This window comes from Pseudomonas sp. NPDC087690 (assembly GCF_044743175.1).
Taxonomy (GTDB): Bacteria; Pseudomonadota; Gammaproteobacteria; order Pseudomonadales; family Pseudomonadaceae; genus Aquipseudomonas.
The window spans coordinates 1,904-19,322 of sequence record NZ_JBIUVX010000038.1; the positions used below are offsets into that span (position 1 = coordinate 1,904).

Sequence of the window (17,419 nt, forward strand, 5' to 3'; positions counted from 1 at the left end):
GCTGGAACTCTTCGGCCGTGCAGTGGTGAATACCGGCGCCAGCTTGTTCATTGGTGCTGGCTTCGGTCAGTTGGCCCTGGACGGCAGCTTTGCCGGCCAGGTCCGGGTGAGCGTTGATCAGTGCCAGTTGACTGGCGTGATCGGCGCTCAACAGGATGTCGCTCATGCGCTGGTGCAGGGTTTCGATCTCGTCGATCGAAGCGTCCGCGCCCAGGTCGTAGGCCTTCTCGGCTACCCATGGCGAATGTTCGTAGATGTCGGCGAAAGCGTTGACGAAAGCGTCGCGGCTCAGGGTCGACGGTTGCAGGGTTTGAAAGCGGCTCATTGGGCGGCCCCTTGGTACGGCTGGGTTTCGTGCCAGTGACGCGCGATGTCGACGCGACGGCTGAACCACACCTGTTCATGACTTTTGGCGTATTCGATAAAGCGTTTGAGCGAGGCGATGCGACCCGGACGGCCGATCAGGCGGCAGTGCAGACCGATCGAGAGCATTTTCGGTGCGTCAGCGCCTTCGGCGTAGAGCACGTCGAACGCGTCTTTGAGGTATTCGAAGAAGTCGTCACCCTTGTTGAAACCTTGCACTTGGGTGAAGCGCATGTCGTTGGTGTCGAGGGTGTACGGGATCACCAGATGCGGCTTGCCGGTCGGGTTGTTCGGTTCCCAGTAGGGCAGGTCGTCGTCGTAGGTGTCGCAGTCGTAGAGGAAACCACCTTCTTCCATGACCAGGCGACGGGTGTTCGGCCCGGTGCGGCCGGTATACCAGCCCAGTGGGCGCTCGCCGGTGATTTCGGTGAGGATGCGGATCGCTTCGAGCATGTGCTCGCGTTCCTGCGCTTCGTCCATGTACTGGTAGTCGATCCAACGGTAACCGTGGCTGCAGATCTCGTGGCCGGCATCGACCATCGCACGGATCACATCCGGGTGGCGCTGAGCGGCCATGGCGACGGCGAAGATGGTCAACGGGATGTCGAATTCCTTGAACAGTTTCAGGATCCGCCAGACGCCGGCACGGCTGCCATACTCGTAAAGCGATTCCATGCTCATGTTGCGCGCGCCTTGCAGCGGCTGAGCAGCAACCATTTCAGACAGGAACGCTTCGGATTCTTTGTCGCCGTGCAGAATGTTGCGCTCGCCGCCTTCTTCGTAATTGAGCACGAAGGACAGCGCGATGCGGGCATTGCCCGGCCAGTGTGGGTGAGGAGGGTTACTGCCGTAACCGATCAGGTCGCGTGGGTAGTCAGCGCTCACTGCAGTCTTCCTTCTTGTTCGTTGACAGATGGGTGTGGCGGCCTGGCAGGCTTGCGTCACAGCGATGGGCTGATTGTATACAACTTTAATCGCAATTTGTAAGCCTGAATTTTCGCATTTTTCACCGACTGTCATCTTTTGCTGTTAATGGCGTGAGCCTGCAAGAAACCTGCCTGATCAGTCAGCTAATGGATTGAAAGTTCAATGTTCAGGCACTGTGCTGGCAGATCGGGGGTAAAGGCCCGGGTAGCGGGGGTACAGGAAAAAATGTCGTTTTTATTGTGTACAATTTTTTTGAAAAGTGTCTTAATCAATCGCTCGCCGCAGCTTTTCGTGTTCCGAATCGGTGCGGTCTCCTTTTCAACTGACTTCGGGAGGCGCGAGGTCTGACTGCTTCCACGCAGGCAGGCGCGCAGAATCAATGGGACGTTTGACAACACACGTTTTGGACGCTGCACACGGTTGCCCGGGCAGTTCGATCAAGGTCGAGCTGTACCGCGTTGAAGGTTCGCAACTGGAATTGGTCGCCAGTGCCGTCACCAACAGCGATGGCCGGGTCGATGCACCGCTGCTGCAAGGCGATGACTATCGAACCGGCGTTTATCAGGTTCAGTTCCACGCGGGCGATTACTACCGCGCCCGTGGCGTGCAGTTGCCGGAACCGGCATTTCTGGACGTGGTTGTGCTGCGTTTCGGCATCTCTGCCGAACAGGATCACTACCACGTGCCTTTGCTGATTTCGCCTTACAGCTACTCCACGTACCGGGGCAGTTGACCCCCAAGCAGCTGCCCCCACCGGGAAGCGACTGCGCATATAGCTTCTTTGGTCTTTCGCCCGCTCACACTGCGGGCTTTTTTTTGCCTGTCTTAAAGTCAAAAGATCGCAGCCTGCGGCAGCTCCTACAGATTGACGTGCAATCCCATGTAGGAGCTTGCCGCAGGCTGCGATCTTTTGCTCTTAACGGCTCAACAGGGACGCGGCGCCCGCGCCACTGAACAATCCGGCACTTACCCGGTTGAACCAACTCTGACCTTTACCACTGCGCAAATACCGCGCCGCGCCATGCGCACCCAGCCCGTAAGCCAGTTTGCAGCACAGATCGAGCACCACCCACGTCGCAATCATGATCAACAACTGCGGCAGGAACGGCTGCTGCGCGCTGAGAAACTGCGGCAGAAACGCAGCAAAGAAGAGGATGTCTTTCGGATTGCTCGCGCCCAACACAAACGCGCGCCCGAACAGCGTACGAAAGCGCGGTGTCGGTGCAGCCTGAGGCACTTCTGCGCCCACCGACGGCTGACGCGATTGCTGCCAGCTCTGCCAGGCGAGATAGAACAGATACAGCGCACCAACGATTTTCAGCGCGCTGAACAGCTGCTCAGATGCCAGTAGCAGGGCGCCAAGCCCCAATGCCGACGCACTGAGCAAACAGATCGACGCAATCACGCCACCGAGAAACGCCGGGTACGACCGGCGCAGACCGAAGTTCAGACTGTTGCTGATCATCAGCAACGACAGTGGCCCCGGAATGAGGATCACCACCAATGCAGCGCCGCTGAACAGCAACCAGGTTTCCAGACTCATCATTTTCCTCCTTTTTGTTGTACTGAAAAATGCACAAAAGCCCCACCCGTGAGGGTGAGGCCGTTTTGAAGCCTGAACCGCGTAGCGCTTACAGGAAGATGAACTTGGCGATGAAGATCGCGCAGAGCACCCACAGGCTCACGGAGATTTCCTTGTACTTGCCCGTACCGGCCTTCAGCGCCACGTAGGTGATGAAGCCCAGTGCGATACCGTCGGCGACCGAGAAGGTCAGCGGCATCATGATGGCGGTGACGATTGCCGGGATGGCATCAGTGGCTTCGTCCCACTCGATGTGGGCCATGCCGCCCATCATCAGCATCGCTACGTAGATCAGTGCACCGGCGGTGGCGTAAGCCGGAATCATGCCGGCCAGCGGTGCGAAAAACATTGCCGCTATAAATAGCACACCTACGGTCACTGCGGTAAGACCAGTCCGACCACCAGCGGCCACACCGGCGGCACTTTCTACATAGCTGGTGACAGGTGGAACACCGACCACAGCACCGAAAACGCTGGACGCACTGTCGGCTTTCATCGCGCGGGAAAGGTTTTCGATACGACCGTCAGCGTTGACCAGATTGGCGCGCTGGGCAACGCCCATCAGGGTGCCGGCGGTGTCGAACATGTGCACAAAGAGGAACGCCAGGACCACGCTGATCATGCTGACGTTGAATACGCCGGCCACGTTCATCGCCATCCAGGTCGGTGCCAGGCTTGGCGGCGCGGACATGATGCCTTCGTAGTGAACGAGGCCGAGGCCCCAACCCGCCAGCGTCACGGTGATGATGCTGATCAGGATCGCGCCGAACACGCGGTGGTAGCTGAGGATCGCAATCATCAGGAAGCAGATGGCGGCGAGCAGCGGGCCGGGTTCTCGCAGAGAGCCGAGTTTGATCAGGGTTGCCGGGCTATCGACGACGATGCCCGCAGTTTTCAGACCGATCAGACCAAGGAACAGGCCGACACCGGCACCCATCGCAAAACGCAGGCTGACGGGAATACTGTTGAGCAGCCACTCGCGAATCCGCGAGAAGGTCAGGATCATGAACAACACACCGGACACAAACACCGCACCGAGCGCGGTTTCCCAGTTGTAGCCCATGGTGCCGACCACGGTGTAGGTGAAGAACGCATTGAGGCCCATGCCCGGCGCCAGACCCACCGGCCAGTTGGCGTACAGACCCATCAACAGGCAGCCCAGCGCAGCGGCGATACAGGTGGCGACGAAGGCTGCACCGTGATCGATCCCGGCATCGGCCATGATGTTCGGGTTGACGAAGATGATGTAAGCCATGGTGATGAAGGTTGTCAGACCGGCAATCAGCTCGGTCTTCACCGTGGTGCCATGCAAGCTGAGTTTGAACAGACGTTCCAGCAAGCCACTGCGTAACGGTGGCGAGAGATCCAGCGGCGATGCTTCGGATTTGCGGCTTTCCACAGCGAGTACTCCTCAAGAGTTTTATTGTTATTTCCAGGGCCGGACCCATGAGGGGTGGCAGCGGCCCTTTGAGGCACTTGCGAATTTGTTGACCATGCGGTCAGGAACTCGCACGCTGTGGATTATGCTTTTGTGTACAAATAAAGCAAATATTGTTTTTGGTTTTGTTTACGAAAGTTCCGTCGATAGCGATATATCGCCTGCACTGGCCCCTTCGCGAGCAGGCTCGCTCCCACATTTGAAATGCGATCCCCAGTGGGAGTGAGCTTGCTCGCGAAGAGGCAGTCCCATTCAATCGAGTGCCGTCTGACTTTTCCCCAACGCCAGATTCACCGCCAACCAGCCATTCACCGCCGCCTCCCCAGCCTCGGCAAACACCCGCTCCAGCAACTTCACCTGCTCACGCCGCAACGCCTGCTCGAACTTCGCGCCTTCGGCCGTCAACGCCAGCAGCCGCTTTCGCTTGTCCGTTTCAGACGCGACGCTGTCGACCAGGTGCATTTCCTGCAACTGCCGCAATGGCATGTTCAGCGCCTGCTTGCTCACACCGAGCAAGCCGAGCAATTCCTTCACACTCAAATTCGGATACCGCGCGATGAAAAACACAATGCGCTGATGCACCCGCGAGAGGCCGCGGCGTTCGAGCATTTCGTCAGCCTTGGCGGTGAACGCCTGATAGCCAAAGAAAAACGCTTCCATCGCCTGTTGTTGGCTTGCAGGGTTTTTAAGGTCAAGCATGTTGACGTACTCGCTCAAGCTGTCGTAATTTCAGTCAACTAGTTTGACTCATTTTTCGTCCGCCTCGCTACCGGTGACCCCCATGGCTTTTTCCGAACGTGTCTCGCGCCTTAAAAGTTCTTTGATCCGTGAAATCCTTGCCGCCGCCCAGCGCCCGGAGGTGATGTCGTTCGCTGGCGGCTTGCCTGCTGAAGCCATGTTGCCCAAGGTTGAGTGGGCCGACATGCCGCTGTCGCTCGGTCAATACGGCATGAGCGAAGGCGAGCCGGCATTGCGCGAGGCTCTGGCGGCGGAGGCGAGGGCACTGGGGCTGGAATGTCAGGCGAGTCAGGTGCTGGTGGTCAGCGGCTCCCAGCAAACCCTCGATCTGGCGGCCAAGCTGTACATCGACAAGGGCACGGAAATCCTGCTCGAAGCGCCGACCTATCTCGCCGCCCTGCAAATTTTCCAATTGTTCGGCGCCGATTGCCTGACCGTTCCGCAAGAGTCCGATGGTCCGAACCTGGTACAGTTGCGCAGTCGTCTGGAGCAGCATCGTCCGGCGTTTATCTATCTGATCCCGACGTTCCAGAACCCGTCAGCCGTGCGCTACAGCGAAGCCAAGCGCGCCGCCGTTGCGGCATTGCTCGATGAATTCGGCGTCACCCTGATCGAAGACGAGCCTTACCGCGAACTGACTTTCGATGGCGGCAGCGCCAAACCGATTGCCGGACGCCTGCAGAAATCCAGCTGGATCTACACCGGCACGGTGTCGAAAACCTTGCTGCCGGGTTTGCGCGTCGGCTACCTTATCGCCAGCCCGGACCTGTTTCCGCATTTGCTCAAACTCAAGCAATCAGCGGATCTGCACACCAACCGCATCGGTCAGTGGCAGGCGTTGCAGTGGATCGGCACTGAGAAATATCAGCAGCACTTGAGCGAATTGCGTGGCTTCTATCGGCAGCGGCGCGATGCGTTTCAAGCGGCGCTGGAAACGCATTTTGCTGATCTGGCCGACTGGAACATGCCACAGGGTGGGCTGTTTTTCTGGCTGACGTTGAAGCAACCGCTGGATACGCGGACATTACTCAATGGAGCGTTGGCCAATGATGTGGCGTTTATGCCGGGGGAGCCGTTTTTTCCCGAGCCGGATAATCATCATGGGCATTTGCGCTTGAATTTCAGCCATATCGATCCGGCGCGGCTGGATGAAGGGCTCAAGCGATTGGCGGCGGTGGTGCGCCAGGCGCAGATCGATAAAGCGGCCTGAAAACAAATAAACCGGCTCATGGGCCGGTTTATTTTTGTCTGGGATTTTTGGTGCCTGGAATGGCCTCATCGCGAGCAGGCTCACTCCTACAATTGGAATGCGTTCCCCTGTAGGAGTAAGCCTGCTCGCGAAGGGGCCATCAGCCCCAATACAGAATCATCAGACCGCCGCGAAGCGCTTATCCAGATAATCAATAATCACCTTGGACTCATACATCCAGGTGGTCTGGCCATTCTCGTCAATGCGCAAGCAAGGCACCTTGATTCGACCACCCTGTTCCAGCAGGGCCTGACGATCCTGCTCGTTATTCTTCGCATCCTTCAGCGCCACCGGCACACTCAAGCGACGCAAGGTACGGCGGGTTTTCACGCAGAACGGGCAGGCGTGGAACTGATACAAGGTCAGGTCTTTTGCAGCGGCATCCACCTGAGCCTGAGCAGCGGCGGAGCGTTTTTTCTTGCCCGGACGGGTGATGAAGTCGATGAAGATAACCAGTTGGCCGAGGCCGACACGAAGCGCTTTGACGAACACGTTGAAAGCCTCACGGTGCAAATAAAGAAAGGCGCGCAGCTTACCCGATTTTTCACGGACGAAAAAAACCGGCGATGAATGCCGGTTTTCTTCGTACAGCAAATTACTTGATCAGGCTGAGAAACTCGCTGCGAGTCGCGGCATTTTCGCGGAACTCACCGAGCATCACCGAAGTGATCATCGACGAATTCTGTTTCTCGACACCGCGCATCATCATGCACATGTGCTTGGCCTCGATCACCACCGCCACGCCCAGCGCGCCGGTAACTTGTTGCACAGCGTCGGCGATCTGACGGCTGAGGTTTTCCTGAATCTGCAGGCGACGGGCGTACATGTCGACGATCCGCGCGACCTTGGACAGGCCCAGCACTTTGCCGCTCGGGATGTAAGCAACGTGCGCCTTGCCGATAAACGGCAGCAGGTGGTGTTCGCACAACGAGTACAACTCGATGTCCTTGACCAGCACCATTTCGCTGTTGTCGGAGCTGAACAGGGCACCGTTGGTGACCTCTTCGAGCGTCTGTTCATAACCGCGGCAGAGGTACTGCATGGCTTTGGCGGCACGCTTTGGCGTGTCGAGCAGGCCCTCGCGGGACACGTCCTCGCCCAATTGGCCGAGAATCGCGGTGTAATTCTGTTCCAGTGTCACAGAGCTTTATTCCGTATGGGTTCTAGAGGGGGGGGACGGTTCCTGTCAGTACCAATCAGGATTTGGTCAAGCGTCCCGGCTTCGCTTCAGTCATGAATGTGATTGATCCAACGGGCATAAGTCGAAAGCGGCATTTGCACGCTACGGCCAAACTGATTCGGGATAAAATCGAGGTTCATGCATGTCATGGGGCTTATGGTAGCGTAAGTATGCACGTAGTTGTATTGCCGGCTGGCGCTGATATTGAGTGCAGCAAGGACCGCTTGGCCTCTGTTGCCAGTCATTCTTGCGTGCTAGACAAACTTAAAAATCTTGATTGGCAGCCCAAACACGGTAATCACTCAGCGCTTAAGGGCGAGGTCATTGGAGATTTGCGCCTCAATGACCACAATCGGCTTGTCAGAGAAGCGTGTCGTCATGCACCTGACTGGAACAGCGCAATCCGCAAGATGCCAAGGCCGCACATCCGTGTGAGGTTCCCGCGACTCCTCGTGGAAAAGGTGGCTGTTGCACATAGGGGGGGGCACCAGGTCTGCCAAGGGCGCATTGCGTTGCGCCCTTGGTCGAAACTGCAAACCCTGCGGAGCTTTAGCCGATTCGTGAGTGTCACCTTTAAGTATTCGAAGCGATACTATTGATGAATTTTGACGAAGCTAAGCCCCTGAATAAAGGTTGGCCTTGTCTAGTACCGTGCCGCGTTCCGCTGACAATCATTGAGGCAGCCCTCTTGAGAGTCAAATCTTATGACGGGATTGCCGCTCTCGGTAAAAGTACCGGGTTCGCGAGCGTGAGCCCGGCTCGATGTTCAGTTCCCCCTGCTTTCCTTTAACGTAATCAGCCAACTAACGTGACCGGCGCTTCAATTGAATATGGAAGCTAAAGAAATACGTTATTCAAAATATTCCTTTTTGATAGCTGAAGACGGATGTTGCACTGACTCTCTAGCGCTGTTATAAAAAGACAAGATTAATGTCAGATATATTACTACAGTGAGCAATGCTTTCTTAGCGCTAAATTCATTCTTCAAATTTTTTGAGAAGCCGTAAGAAATGGCGCAATAGCCTATCAAGTGCAGTGGTAGGAAAAATCTGGTTTCTATCGCACCTGGGGTGATAGCCAAAACAGGCAGTATCAATAAAGCTAGCCAAGTAACTTTAAAAAGTATTTGAGGCCAATGATTTCGGCCCGTTTCAGATCTGGCAGCCAAGAGTGCTAAGAAAAATGCACCTAGTACACACACTGACAAACTCGTAAAAGAACGGAAATTTCTATCCTTGGATGATGTTGATGTGTACGGATCCGGATCTCTAACATCCATACCATTAATGAAATGCTTAGTGTAAATTCGCAAAAACGAAAGCGGGTGATTGATAATGGCAGTAAGGATTTTTGGGACAGTAATAACGCCTTCGCCAAGATTGGCGTCTTCAAATAAACGCTCGCCCAAAGGATCTATGTAATAAATCGGATATATACCCCCGGTTTCTGAGTTGTATCCAGTCTCATACCTTTGTATGGTAACTCCCCACTTTAACTGATTGGCGTACAGTGAAGTGTTTTTGTGGTCCGTTATGACAAATGGTGATGGTGAGTTCAGGTGTTTAATGTTGATCATTATCTGTGGCAACGAAGCAAAAGTAGCTCCTGCAATAAAAGCAGCTGTTAGCAGAAGTTTTTCAATATGGCTGTTTTTCTGGAGTAATAAAATCGGGATGATCGGAATTAAAATTACTAATGTGAAAAAGTATATAGTTCTAGTGTTGTAAGCGCCATAAGCGGTGATGCCTGCTAAAAACAAGAATAGGAATGATGAGGCAAGGCTGTTCTGCTTGGACGCTTTTAAGGCTAAGTAAAGGCTTGCCACGATCATGCATAGTGCCGGGAGATCACTTAATGGATATGCCATTAGGCCCGGAAAAAATATCGCAATGAGAAGTGGTGGAATTATTCGGCGGGAGATCGAGATCTTTCCTCCGATAAGTCCTGTGAACACATAGGGTAACAAGATGGAAAGAGTGTAGGAGAATAGTACCGCTTGTACGATGTAAAATCCAGTGTAGCCAGACGAGGGCCACAAATTTGCTATAAATCTTGGAAGGGCGAGCACTAGAGGATAAAAGTATCCTCGCATAGTTTTTGGAAAATCCAAGTCTAGAATGAAAGAGCTGTAATGCCAGTAGGCGTTAGCATCGCCAACGAATTTAATAGCGCCTATGCCGAATTGGGTGATGAAAATAATAAGCAAAGTCAAAAAGAATGCAGAAAGCTTTTCATGGTTTTTGAAGGCTTGAAGCATGCTTTTTATTTTTGAAGTATGTGGTGTCTTGTATTTGTCAGTGTCCATTCTTAATTTCCGGATGTTTTAATTTTAAACTCTGTAACGTGCTCGAGCCTTTAGGTGTTGGGCAAGTGCTGGTAAATTCTACAGCATAAATTTCGGATTTATCGACCTGCCATAAGTTTTGCCTGAAACTTTTCTTTCTGAGGGAGGACGAATCGTCGCTTAGCAATGCATGAAATGTTTCTCTCCGTACGCTAGGCCCGATGCAGGTGGCCAAAAACTGGCTGCGAGTAGAGTTGGTGGTCTGTCCTCAATCTTGTCAAAATAGATCAGCGCATCCAAAGAAGGCAAGGTCGGGGACCTGAAATGTCCGCAGGTCTGTGCCCGAAACCGAGCGCGTTCAGTAGGTAAAGGAACAGCGCTATGAATTTTGCTCGTGCAAAGCCGCTCCTGCGATCATATTTCGCCGCAGATGCGAGGTGATCGATGGATAGGTATCTGATAATCGGCCAACTATCAAATGCAAAGTGAAGCTCACACGGTTGTTGGAAGTTAGTCCTTCAGCATGTGCAATCATGTGCAGGGCGATTGGACGACGTTCGGAATGGGTTTATCTTGAATTTTATTGGAATTTATTTTGTGCGGAAAGTACAATGCGCGAATTTTTTAGCCTTCGTTTTGCAGCGCGATGTGCTGCAAATTATTTGACAAGGAAATAATTTAATGGGTTCCAGTGCTGCGCAAAATTTGATTTCAGAGGAGGCTTTGTCGGAGAGGGAGAATGAGTTTCATGTTCGATCTTTAAGTTATCGTCCCGATATCGATGGACTACGAGCGCTCGCAATTCTTGCTGTAGTTATATATCACGCGTTCCCTACCGTGATCACGGGTGGGTTTGTAGGTGTCGATATATTTTTTGTGATTTCAGGGTATCTGATATCCAATATTATATTCAAGGGTGTATCGACAAATAGCTTCAGTGTCTATGATTTCTATGTGCGGCGTGTGAGGCGTATATTCCCAGCGCTCCTGATAGTGCTGCTTTCGTCGTTTATCGCAGGCTGGTTGATCATGATGGGGGTGGAGTTTAAAATCCTCTCCAAGCATATGATCGCTGGTTTAAGTTTTGTTCAGAATTTCATGATGTATTCCGAGTCGGGTTATTTTGACGCAACCGTTGAAACTAAACCTCTCATGCATTTGTGGTCATTGGGCGTCGAAGAGCAATTCTATCTGTTTTTCCCAATCTCTATAATCGTTCTTTCAAAAGTCGGATCTAGGTTGGCTTATGCAATAGCAATAACATTCGTTGGCCTCTGTTCATTTGGATTCGGCTTGCTTTATATCTCCGACACACCAGCAGGCGTGTTTTTTCTACCTCAATACCGGGTTTGGGAGTTACTGTTTGGTAGTTTGTTAGCTTACGTTGCGGTATTCGGATCGCCCCATTTGTGTAAAAATCGATCTCCGGCTCTTCGTAATGCGGCCTCATTTGTGGGTATAGCCTTACTCGTTACAGCAGTATCTATTATTGATAAAAATAAACAATTCCCTGGGGGTTGGGCACTGCTTCCCGTCATAGGCTCAACACTGTTAGTGTTTTCAGGGCCTGACGCTTGGATTAATAAAAAAGTATTGTCGTCACGTTTGTTGGTCTTTATTGGCTTGATCAGCTATCCGCTCTACTTGTGGCATTGGCCGATATTCTCTTTTACTTACATTTTTTTCTCAGGCACACCCGACGTCTCATTGCGCAGTGCTATGGTAGTTTTATCTGTAGTTCTCGCATGGTTGACCTATAGGTTTATCGAAATACCTATGCGCCAAAAAGTATCCGGTCGCACAGCGTTCAGATTTTTGATCTGCGTGGCTCTGGTGTTTATAAGCATTAGCGCGGCGACCATCTTTAAGAATGGGTTTCCATCTCGTCAAGACGAAAGAGAGGAATTTGCAGAGTACTTTGCTAATGTAAAACCTGATTGGCAATATTTTATGAAGGAGGACATTCCTGGTAAGTTCAGGTACGATTGTGACTGGTACAATATGGATGCTTTTCTCAAAGGTTCAGCCACAAACGTTCCAGTTTCCAATATTGCGGAGAAATGTTTCAAGTCAAACAAGTCCAAGAAGGTTGTTTTTTGGGGGGATTCACACGCGCAACAATATATTTACGGCGTGACGCATGAGTTGCCTAAAGATATCGGAATTCTCAGTGTGGCGACTTCCGGTTGTTTGCCTAATCTTCCGGAAGTCGATGCTTCAACTACTGAATATTGCAAAAAATCCAATAAATTTGCAATTCAGACGATAAAGGATCAAAGGCCTGATGTGGTAATTATAGGTCAGGTACTGTGGCACGATGTCTCCGCCAGTCTCCCTCAACTCGCGAATGCATTGACCTCCTATGGCGTCAAACATGTAATTGTTATGGGCCCAGTTCCGCTGTGGGACGGGAGGCTTAATCAGATTCTATTACAGAGACATTGGGAGTCCATGCCGACCTACTTAAAAGATGGTGTCGTCCAGCATGTTCTTGATTCCGAAGCTTTGCTCAAAAGCAAGTATGGCGATGGGCAGGGCGGATTTCAGTATGTTTCGATGATTGACCTGCTGTGTACTGATAAAGGATGCAGAACTTATCTAGGTTCTGATCGAAAAACTGGAATGACTACGTTTGATAATAGCCATCTATCCCCAGTCGCCTCTATTTATACTGCGCAGACGACGTTGGTTCCGTTGATAATGAAAGATATTGCAGAAAATAAATAGTTAGTGCTTTTTTAGCCGGGCCCGCAGATATGCGGGCTTTTTACTATTTGCCTTCGCTTCTAGAGCCGGGGTATGATTATTTTCCAGATTTATCGAACTATCTGTGAAAGTTTTTCGCAACTCCCGAGTTCGGTGAAACGGGATTATTCGTCGCGACCTTCCATCATGGTGCGTTTAAGCATCACGTAAACCGCACCGGCCCCGCCGTGTTTGGCCTGGCACGAGCAGAACCCGAGTACCTGCGCATGTTGACGCAGCCAGGTGTTGACGTGGCTTTTGATCATCGGCCGCTTGCCGTCCAGGCGCACAGCCTTGCCGTGGGTGACGCGCACGCAGCGGATTTCGAATCGGGTCGCTTCAGCGAGAAAGGCCCAGAGGGTTTCGCGGGCTTTCTCGACGCTCATGCCATGCAGGTCGAGGCTGCCTTCGAACGGGATCTGGCCGACCTTGAGCTTGCGCATCTGACTTTCCTGCACGCCGTCACGCGCCCACATCAACTCGTCTTCCGGGCCGACGTCGATCACGAACTGATCGGACAGACCATCAACGGTAGCGGTGTCAGTGCGCACGGTGGCGGACTGGCGCAGCTTGGCGATCTGCGCGCGGTCAGCCTTGGGTTTGCCGGTGTCGGCGCGGTCGTGTTTGATCGGCTTGACGCCGCGCAACTCGTTTTTGAACAGGGAAAAATCGTCGTCTTGCATGTCAGCCTCCGCGAAGGGCGGCCAGTTTACCCAAGTCGAAACAAAACGGCCCGGCAAAAAGCCAGGCCGGTGAGTCAGTCGTGTTTTTTCATCAGGTGCGGGGACATGTTCAGTTCCCGCGATTGCCGTGCGCGACGGCGGCAGCGGCGCCACAGGGCAACACCGAAATACAGAAACAGCAAACCGACCGCCAGAATGATCGCCGAGCCCATCGGCGTGGCGTTCAAGTCACCGAGTGCCGGTGGGCGCCCGAGCAGGCTGGCCGCCCCGGCCATCGCCAGCAGCACACCGAACGTCGCCAGAATGGCGGCGATCGCTGCGCCGAATCGAAAACGCCAGTTGCTTTGGCCTTTGGGCCGCAAGCGGCGTGCGTCAAATCCATCGGATAACTTCATTCCGACCTTCCTCAATGGGTATCGGCCCTTCGACCGGGAGTTGACCGGGTTGTTCCTGAGGCTATGGCATTTGCGGCAAATGAGAGGGTTTTGCGGATGAGCGGCGCCGTGAGCCGCTCATCAAAGCAGATCAGATCAGGTCTTGAGTCAGCGCGAGGGTGGCGAAGTTGTCCGCCATGATCGCCATTTCGGCTTCCTGCACCACGGCGGCGCTGAGCACGCGGCCCTTGAATGGCAGATCACGGGTGGCGCAGGCGTCTTCCACCAGGGTGCAGCGGAAACCCAGGTTCTTCGCCGCACGCACGGTGGTGCTGACGCTGGAATGGCTCATGAAACCGCAGACGATCAGGTCCAGCGAGCCAAGGTTTTGCAGACGATCGAGCAATTCGGTGCCATGGAAGGCGCTCGGCAGCAGTTTGCCGATAATGGTTTCATCACCTTGTGGCTCCAGGCCCGGGATGAATTCGCCGCGTTCGCCCTGCGGGTCGAACAGGCCACCGACGGTGCCGAGATGACGCACGTGCACGATCGGCCGACCGGCTGCACGGGCTGCGGCAACCACTTGTTTGATGTTCGCGACGGCCGCGTCCATGCCGCTCAGTGCCAGCGGGCCACTGAGATATTCTTTCTGGGCATCGATGATGACCACGGTGGCATGGCTCAGTGTGGCCGCTGCGTAACCGCGACCGCTGAGTTGAAACATCGTTTTTGGAACGGACATTCTGGGGCTCCTTGGGGTGGGGCTTTTGCGACATTGTCCTCTGGCTGAGCGGTTCTGTGAATCGCTACCATCGTAGGCGCCGTCGTTATTGGCCTGCAGCGTTGTCAAGTTACACGTTCTGTTCAACGGCTGGTGCAAAAAACAGAAAACTCCTACCGTCGCCCGGATGATTTTCCTGCGTCGTCGTCATGCGTTTTGGCTGGTAGAATCGCCAGTCGTTTTTTCAGGAGTTTTGCCCGTGATCACTTCCCGACTTCGTACCCTGCGCGACCACATCCGTTGGGCCGTCAGCCGCTTCCATGGGGAGGATCTGTTTTTCGGCCATGGCACCGACAACGCCTGGGACGAAGCCCGGCAGCTCGTGCTGGGAGCGTTGCACCTGCCATGGGAAATCGCCGACAGCTACCTCGACTGCGCGCTGGAAGACGATGAGTTGGTCAATCTGCAACGCCTGCTCAAGCGTCGTATCGAGGAACGCATTCCGACCGCTTACCTGTTGGGCGAGGCGTGGTTCTGCGGCATGTCGTTCATCGTCGATGAGCGCGTGTTGATTCCGCGTTCACCTATCGGCGAACTGATCGAAAACCATTTTGCGCCGTGGATCGGCACCGAACCGGCGCGGATTCTCGACCTGTGCACCGGTTCCGGTTGCATCGGCATCGCCTGCGCCTACGAGTTCCAGAACGCCGAAGTGGTGCTGGCGGATCTGTCGTTCGAGGCGCTGGAAGTGGCCAACCAGAACATCGAGCGTCATGGCGTCGATGAGCGCGTGTACACCGTGCAGGGCGATGGTTTCGATGGCTTGCCGGGTCAGCGTTTCGATTTGATCGTGTCGAACCCGCCTTATGTGGATGCGGAAGATTTCGCCGACATGCCCGACGAATATCAGCACGAGCCCGAGCTGGGCCTGGCGTGTGGCGATGATGGTTTGAATCTGGTTCGACGCATGCTTGCCGAAGCGGCGGATCACTTGACCGAGAAGGGGTTGTTGATCGTTGAGGTGGGCAACAGCCAGGTGCACGTTGAAGCGCTGTACCCGGAAGTCGATTTTGCCTGGCTCGACTTCGAGCGCGGCGGGCATGGTGTGTTCATGTTGACAGCGGAGCAGTGCCGCGATCATCAGGCCTTGTTCGCTTCCCGCGTCTAATCAAGACTGATCATTCCCACGCTCTGCGTGGGAATGCCTCAATGGACGCTCTGCGTCCGCTGTTGGGACGCGGAGCGTCCGGGGCTGCATTCCCACGCGGAGCGTGGGAACGATCAGCCATCAGCGGTGCGTGGCAATCCAGATCAACAACCCCGCCTGAAACACCGCAAACGCCACCAGACAGGTAATGGTGAAACGCAAGCCAGCGTCTTCACGCTTGAACTTGCTGACCTTGTCTTCCTGCTTCTTCAGCTTCACTTCCTGCTCGGCCAGATTCTGCTCGGCCTGTTGAAGCATTTGCGCCGCTTCAAGAATCTCGACGATCTGCAGCTTTTCGCTGTTCCAGTCGCCGAGCAAATCGCCAACCTGCACTTCCTTGACGCTGCCCTTCAAATGCTGGGCATCGGCATAGACCACATCAAAACCATGCACACGCAGGAAATGATCGCGACGCAGACGGGTGTCTTCGTTCAGCGCGTCCTTGTTGTTCAGGTCCATGCCGTCGACGGTGTAGGTCGGCCAACGCTTTTTCACCCAATTGACGCCTTGGGCGGCCATGTAGCGGCCGATGCCACGGTTCATCGGTTCGATCTGCAAGCCGCTGTCGGGGCCGAAGTGAACACGCTTGGTTGTGTGATCCACCCACACGTCCAATTGATTCTGCTCTTTGCGTACGCGCTGGCCCGGCAGTTTGATCGCCATGCGCATCAGGCTTTTTTCTTTGCTGTTGCGCTCGGCGTAACCGAATTCGACGAAGCGCAACGGCCTCCCGCCCGTGTTGCGATCGGTCTGCAGCGGGGCCAGGCGGAGCATCTTGTGGTGCTCGACGTGGACATCCGCCCACGGCAGCTCGACCGCTGGCGGTGCGTCTTTTTCCGCGGTGGTGTCGGGTGAAGTCTGGGTATCAGTCATAACGGCGAGATCCTGTCCAAGCCCTGCTTGTCGCTAGCCATTGCGCTGGCGACAAAGGCTTATCGGCCGTTTCTTTCAGGACTAGAGGGTAAACGGCGCTTATCAGGTGCGAAGTCCGTCAATAAACTCGATGATCTTCGCGCCGAGCTCTGCAGCCAGTGGCAAATTCGGATCCTTGTAGGAGGCCAGTTGCCGCTTCATGTCGTTGTGCACAATGCGCATGACATGGTTCATGCCTTCGATCACCACCAGTTCGGCGTCCGGTTTGGCAGCCTTGAGCAGCTTCGCGTCATCCACGCCGACCTGAATGTCGTTACTGCCTTGAACAATCAGCGCTGGCATCTTCAGTTGCGCGAAAGCCTTGGCCGGATCCTGACGGAACAGCGAAATCAGATACGGCTGCACACTCGGGCGGAAAATCACCTGCAATGGTTGCGGCACATTGTCATCGGTGTGGCCGGCCTTGAGGCTGTCGAGCAGTTCGTTGCTGCGCAGCATCAAGGGTGGCGGCAGGCTGCGGGCCAGTTGTTCGCGGATCACCTGATCGACGGGACGGGCGCTGCCAGAGAGGGAAATCACTGCTGCCGCATCTGCCGTCGGTGCCGCCAGCGTGGCAATCATCGCGCCTTCGCTGTGGCCCAGCAGAATCAACTTGCCGAAACGCGGATCAGCCTTGAGCTTGCGCGCCCAGGCCTGCGCATCGGCGACATAGGCTTCGACCGACAAATTGCGCTCATCCGGCGTCGCCGCCAGGCTCGCGGCCACGCCGCGCTTGTCGTAGCGCACGCTGGCGATATTGTGTTTGGCCAAGACCCACGCCAGGCGCTTGAGGCTGTCGTTGCGCCCACCGTCGGGGTTGTTTCCGTCACGATCCGTAGGACCCGAGCCAGAAATGATCAGGACAACCGGCACCGGGTTGTCGGACTTTGGCAGCAACAGCGAGCCGAAAAGCTCGCCGGTGCCGGTATCCAAAGTTACCGGGCGTTGTAGGACCGTCGCTTGGGCAAAGCCCGTAAAGAGGGTAAGACTCAAGAGCAAAACTCGCAGCATCATCA

16 protein-coding genes and 1 pseudogene are annotated in these 17,419 nt (G+C 54.5%); 4 read left to right on the top strand and 13 right to left on the bottom strand.

The window, feature by feature from the left end:
- Positions 1 to 325, bottom strand: a pseudogene (uraD, locus tag ACIPIZ_RS24285) (2-oxo-4-hydroxy-4-carboxy-5-ureidoimidazoline decarboxylase); the annotation flags it as partial.
- On the bottom strand, positions 322 to 1,248 hold the full coding sequence (gene puuE, locus ACIPIZ_RS24290; RefSeq protein ID WP_064391196.1) for an allantoinase PuuE: 927 nt from the start codon (positions 1,246 to 1,248) through the stop codon (positions 322 to 324). The gene puuE and the pseudogene uraD, both read right to left, overlap by 4 nt.
- A gap of 421 nt (positions 1,249 to 1,669) precedes the next feature.
- Between puuE and uraH the strand changes: the two genes are divergently transcribed.
- On the top strand, positions 1,670 to 2,023 hold the full coding sequence (gene uraH, locus ACIPIZ_RS24295) for a hydroxyisourate hydrolase (protein WP_008080901.1): 354 nt from the start codon (positions 1,670 to 1,672) through the stop codon (positions 2,021 to 2,023).
- Between the two features lie 183 nt (positions 2,024 to 2,206).
- On the opposite strand, the gene ACIPIZ_RS24300 is transcribed toward uraH, so the two are convergent.
- The 3 genes from ACIPIZ_RS24300 to ACIPIZ_RS24310 all read right to left on the bottom strand — a co-directional run bounded on the left by ACIPIZ_RS24300 (position 2,207) and on the right by ACIPIZ_RS24310 (position 5,009).
- Entirely contained in the window at positions 2,207 to 2,833 is a 627-nt protein-coding gene (locus ACIPIZ_RS24300; RefSeq protein ID WP_064391198.1) for a LysE family translocator, read from the bottom strand.
- Between the two features lie 88 nt (positions 2,834 to 2,921).
- On the bottom strand, positions 2,922 to 4,271 hold the full coding sequence (locus ACIPIZ_RS24305) for an NCS2 family permease (RefSeq protein WP_064391199.1): 1,350 nt from the start codon (positions 4,269 to 4,271) through the stop codon (positions 2,922 to 2,924).
- Between the two features lie 291 nt (positions 4,272 to 4,562).
- Positions 4,563 to 5,009 (bottom strand): MarR family winged helix-turn-helix transcriptional regulator, encoded by a 447-nt coding sequence (locus ACIPIZ_RS24310; protein ID WP_401167901.1) that lies wholly within the window; start codon positions 5,007 to 5,009, stop codon positions 4,563 to 4,565.
- An 82-nt stretch (positions 5,010 to 5,091) separates the two neighbouring features.
- Here ACIPIZ_RS24310 and ACIPIZ_RS24315 point away from each other — a divergent pair, with 82 nt between their 5' ends.
- Positions 5,092 to 6,258, top strand: a complete 1,167-nt coding sequence (locus ACIPIZ_RS24315) for a PLP-dependent aminotransferase family protein (RefSeq protein ID WP_122662528.1) — start codon at positions 5,092 to 5,094, stop codon at positions 6,256 to 6,258.
- 159 nt (positions 6,259 to 6,417) lie between these two features.
- Here ACIPIZ_RS24315 and ACIPIZ_RS24320 read toward each other — a convergent pair whose 3' ends face one another.
- From ACIPIZ_RS24320 to ACIPIZ_RS24330, 3 genes are all read right to left on the bottom strand, one after another.
- The gene (locus ACIPIZ_RS24320; RefSeq protein WP_401167905.1) at positions 6,418 to 6,789 is read right to left on the bottom strand and encodes a glutaredoxin family protein; all 372 of its coding nucleotides are present in this window, start codon (positions 6,787 to 6,789) and stop codon (positions 6,418 to 6,420) included.
- A 103-nt stretch (positions 6,790 to 6,892) separates the two neighbouring features.
- The gene (gene folE, locus ACIPIZ_RS24325; protein ID WP_010456659.1) at positions 6,893 to 7,438 is read right to left on the bottom strand and encodes a GTP cyclohydrolase I FolE; all 546 of its coding nucleotides are present in this window, start codon (positions 7,436 to 7,438) and stop codon (positions 6,893 to 6,895) included.
- Positions 7,439 to 8,327: 889 nt separating this feature from the next.
- Positions 8,328 to 9,782: a hypothetical protein gene (locus ACIPIZ_RS24330; RefSeq protein WP_401167907.1), complete on the bottom strand. Its 1,455-nt coding sequence runs from the start codon at positions 9,780 to 9,782 to the stop codon at positions 8,328 to 8,330.
- A gap of 660 nt (positions 9,783 to 10,442) precedes the next feature.
- Here ACIPIZ_RS24330 and ACIPIZ_RS24335 point away from each other — a divergent pair.
- Complete coding sequence (locus ACIPIZ_RS24335) at positions 10,443 to 12,488, top strand: acyltransferase family protein (RefSeq protein WP_401167908.1); 2,046 nt, start codon at positions 10,443 to 10,445, stop codon at positions 12,486 to 12,488.
- A 143-nt stretch (positions 12,489 to 12,631) separates the two neighbouring features.
- Here the strand turns inward: ACIPIZ_RS24335 and ACIPIZ_RS24340 are convergent, their stop codons facing one another.
- The 3 genes from ACIPIZ_RS24340 to ACIPIZ_RS24350 form a co-directional block, all read right to left on the bottom strand.
- Positions 12,632 to 13,189, bottom strand: coding sequence for a Smr/MutS family protein (locus ACIPIZ_RS24340; RefSeq protein WP_064391202.1), 558 nt, complete (start codon positions 13,187 to 13,189; stop codon positions 12,632 to 12,634).
- Between the two features lie 74 nt (positions 13,190 to 13,263).
- Positions 13,264 to 13,584: a hypothetical protein gene (locus tag ACIPIZ_RS24345; protein ID WP_007914024.1), complete on the bottom strand. Its 321-nt coding sequence runs from the start codon at positions 13,582 to 13,584 to the stop codon at positions 13,264 to 13,266.
- A gap of 130 nt (positions 13,585 to 13,714) precedes the next feature.
- Positions 13,715 to 14,305 (bottom strand): cysteine hydrolase family protein, encoded by a 591-nt coding sequence (locus tag ACIPIZ_RS24350; protein WP_007914026.1) that lies wholly within the window; start codon positions 14,303 to 14,305, stop codon positions 13,715 to 13,717.
- A gap of 238 nt (positions 14,306 to 14,543) precedes the next feature.
- Here ACIPIZ_RS24350 and prmB point away from each other — a divergent pair, with 238 nt between their 5' ends.
- On the top strand, positions 14,544 to 15,452 hold the full coding sequence (gene prmB, locus ACIPIZ_RS24355) for a 50S ribosomal protein L3 N(5)-glutamine methyltransferase (RefSeq protein WP_064391203.1): 909 nt from the start codon (positions 14,544 to 14,546) through the stop codon (positions 15,450 to 15,452).
- Between the two features lie 120 nt (positions 15,453 to 15,572).
- Here prmB and ACIPIZ_RS24360 read toward each other — a convergent pair whose 3' ends face one another.
- Together ACIPIZ_RS24360 and ACIPIZ_RS24365 are read right to left on the bottom strand one after the other, a co-directional pair.
- On the bottom strand, positions 15,573 to 16,364 hold the full coding sequence (locus ACIPIZ_RS24360) for a hypothetical protein (protein ID WP_105709322.1): 792 nt from the start codon (positions 16,362 to 16,364) through the stop codon (positions 15,573 to 15,575).
- Between the two features lie 102 nt (positions 16,365 to 16,466).
- Positions 16,467 to 17,417: an alpha/beta hydrolase gene (locus ACIPIZ_RS24365; RefSeq protein WP_105709338.1), complete on the bottom strand. Its 951-nt coding sequence runs from the start codon at positions 17,415 to 17,417 to the stop codon at positions 16,467 to 16,469.
- Positions 17,418 to 17,419 lie beyond the last annotated feature (2 nt).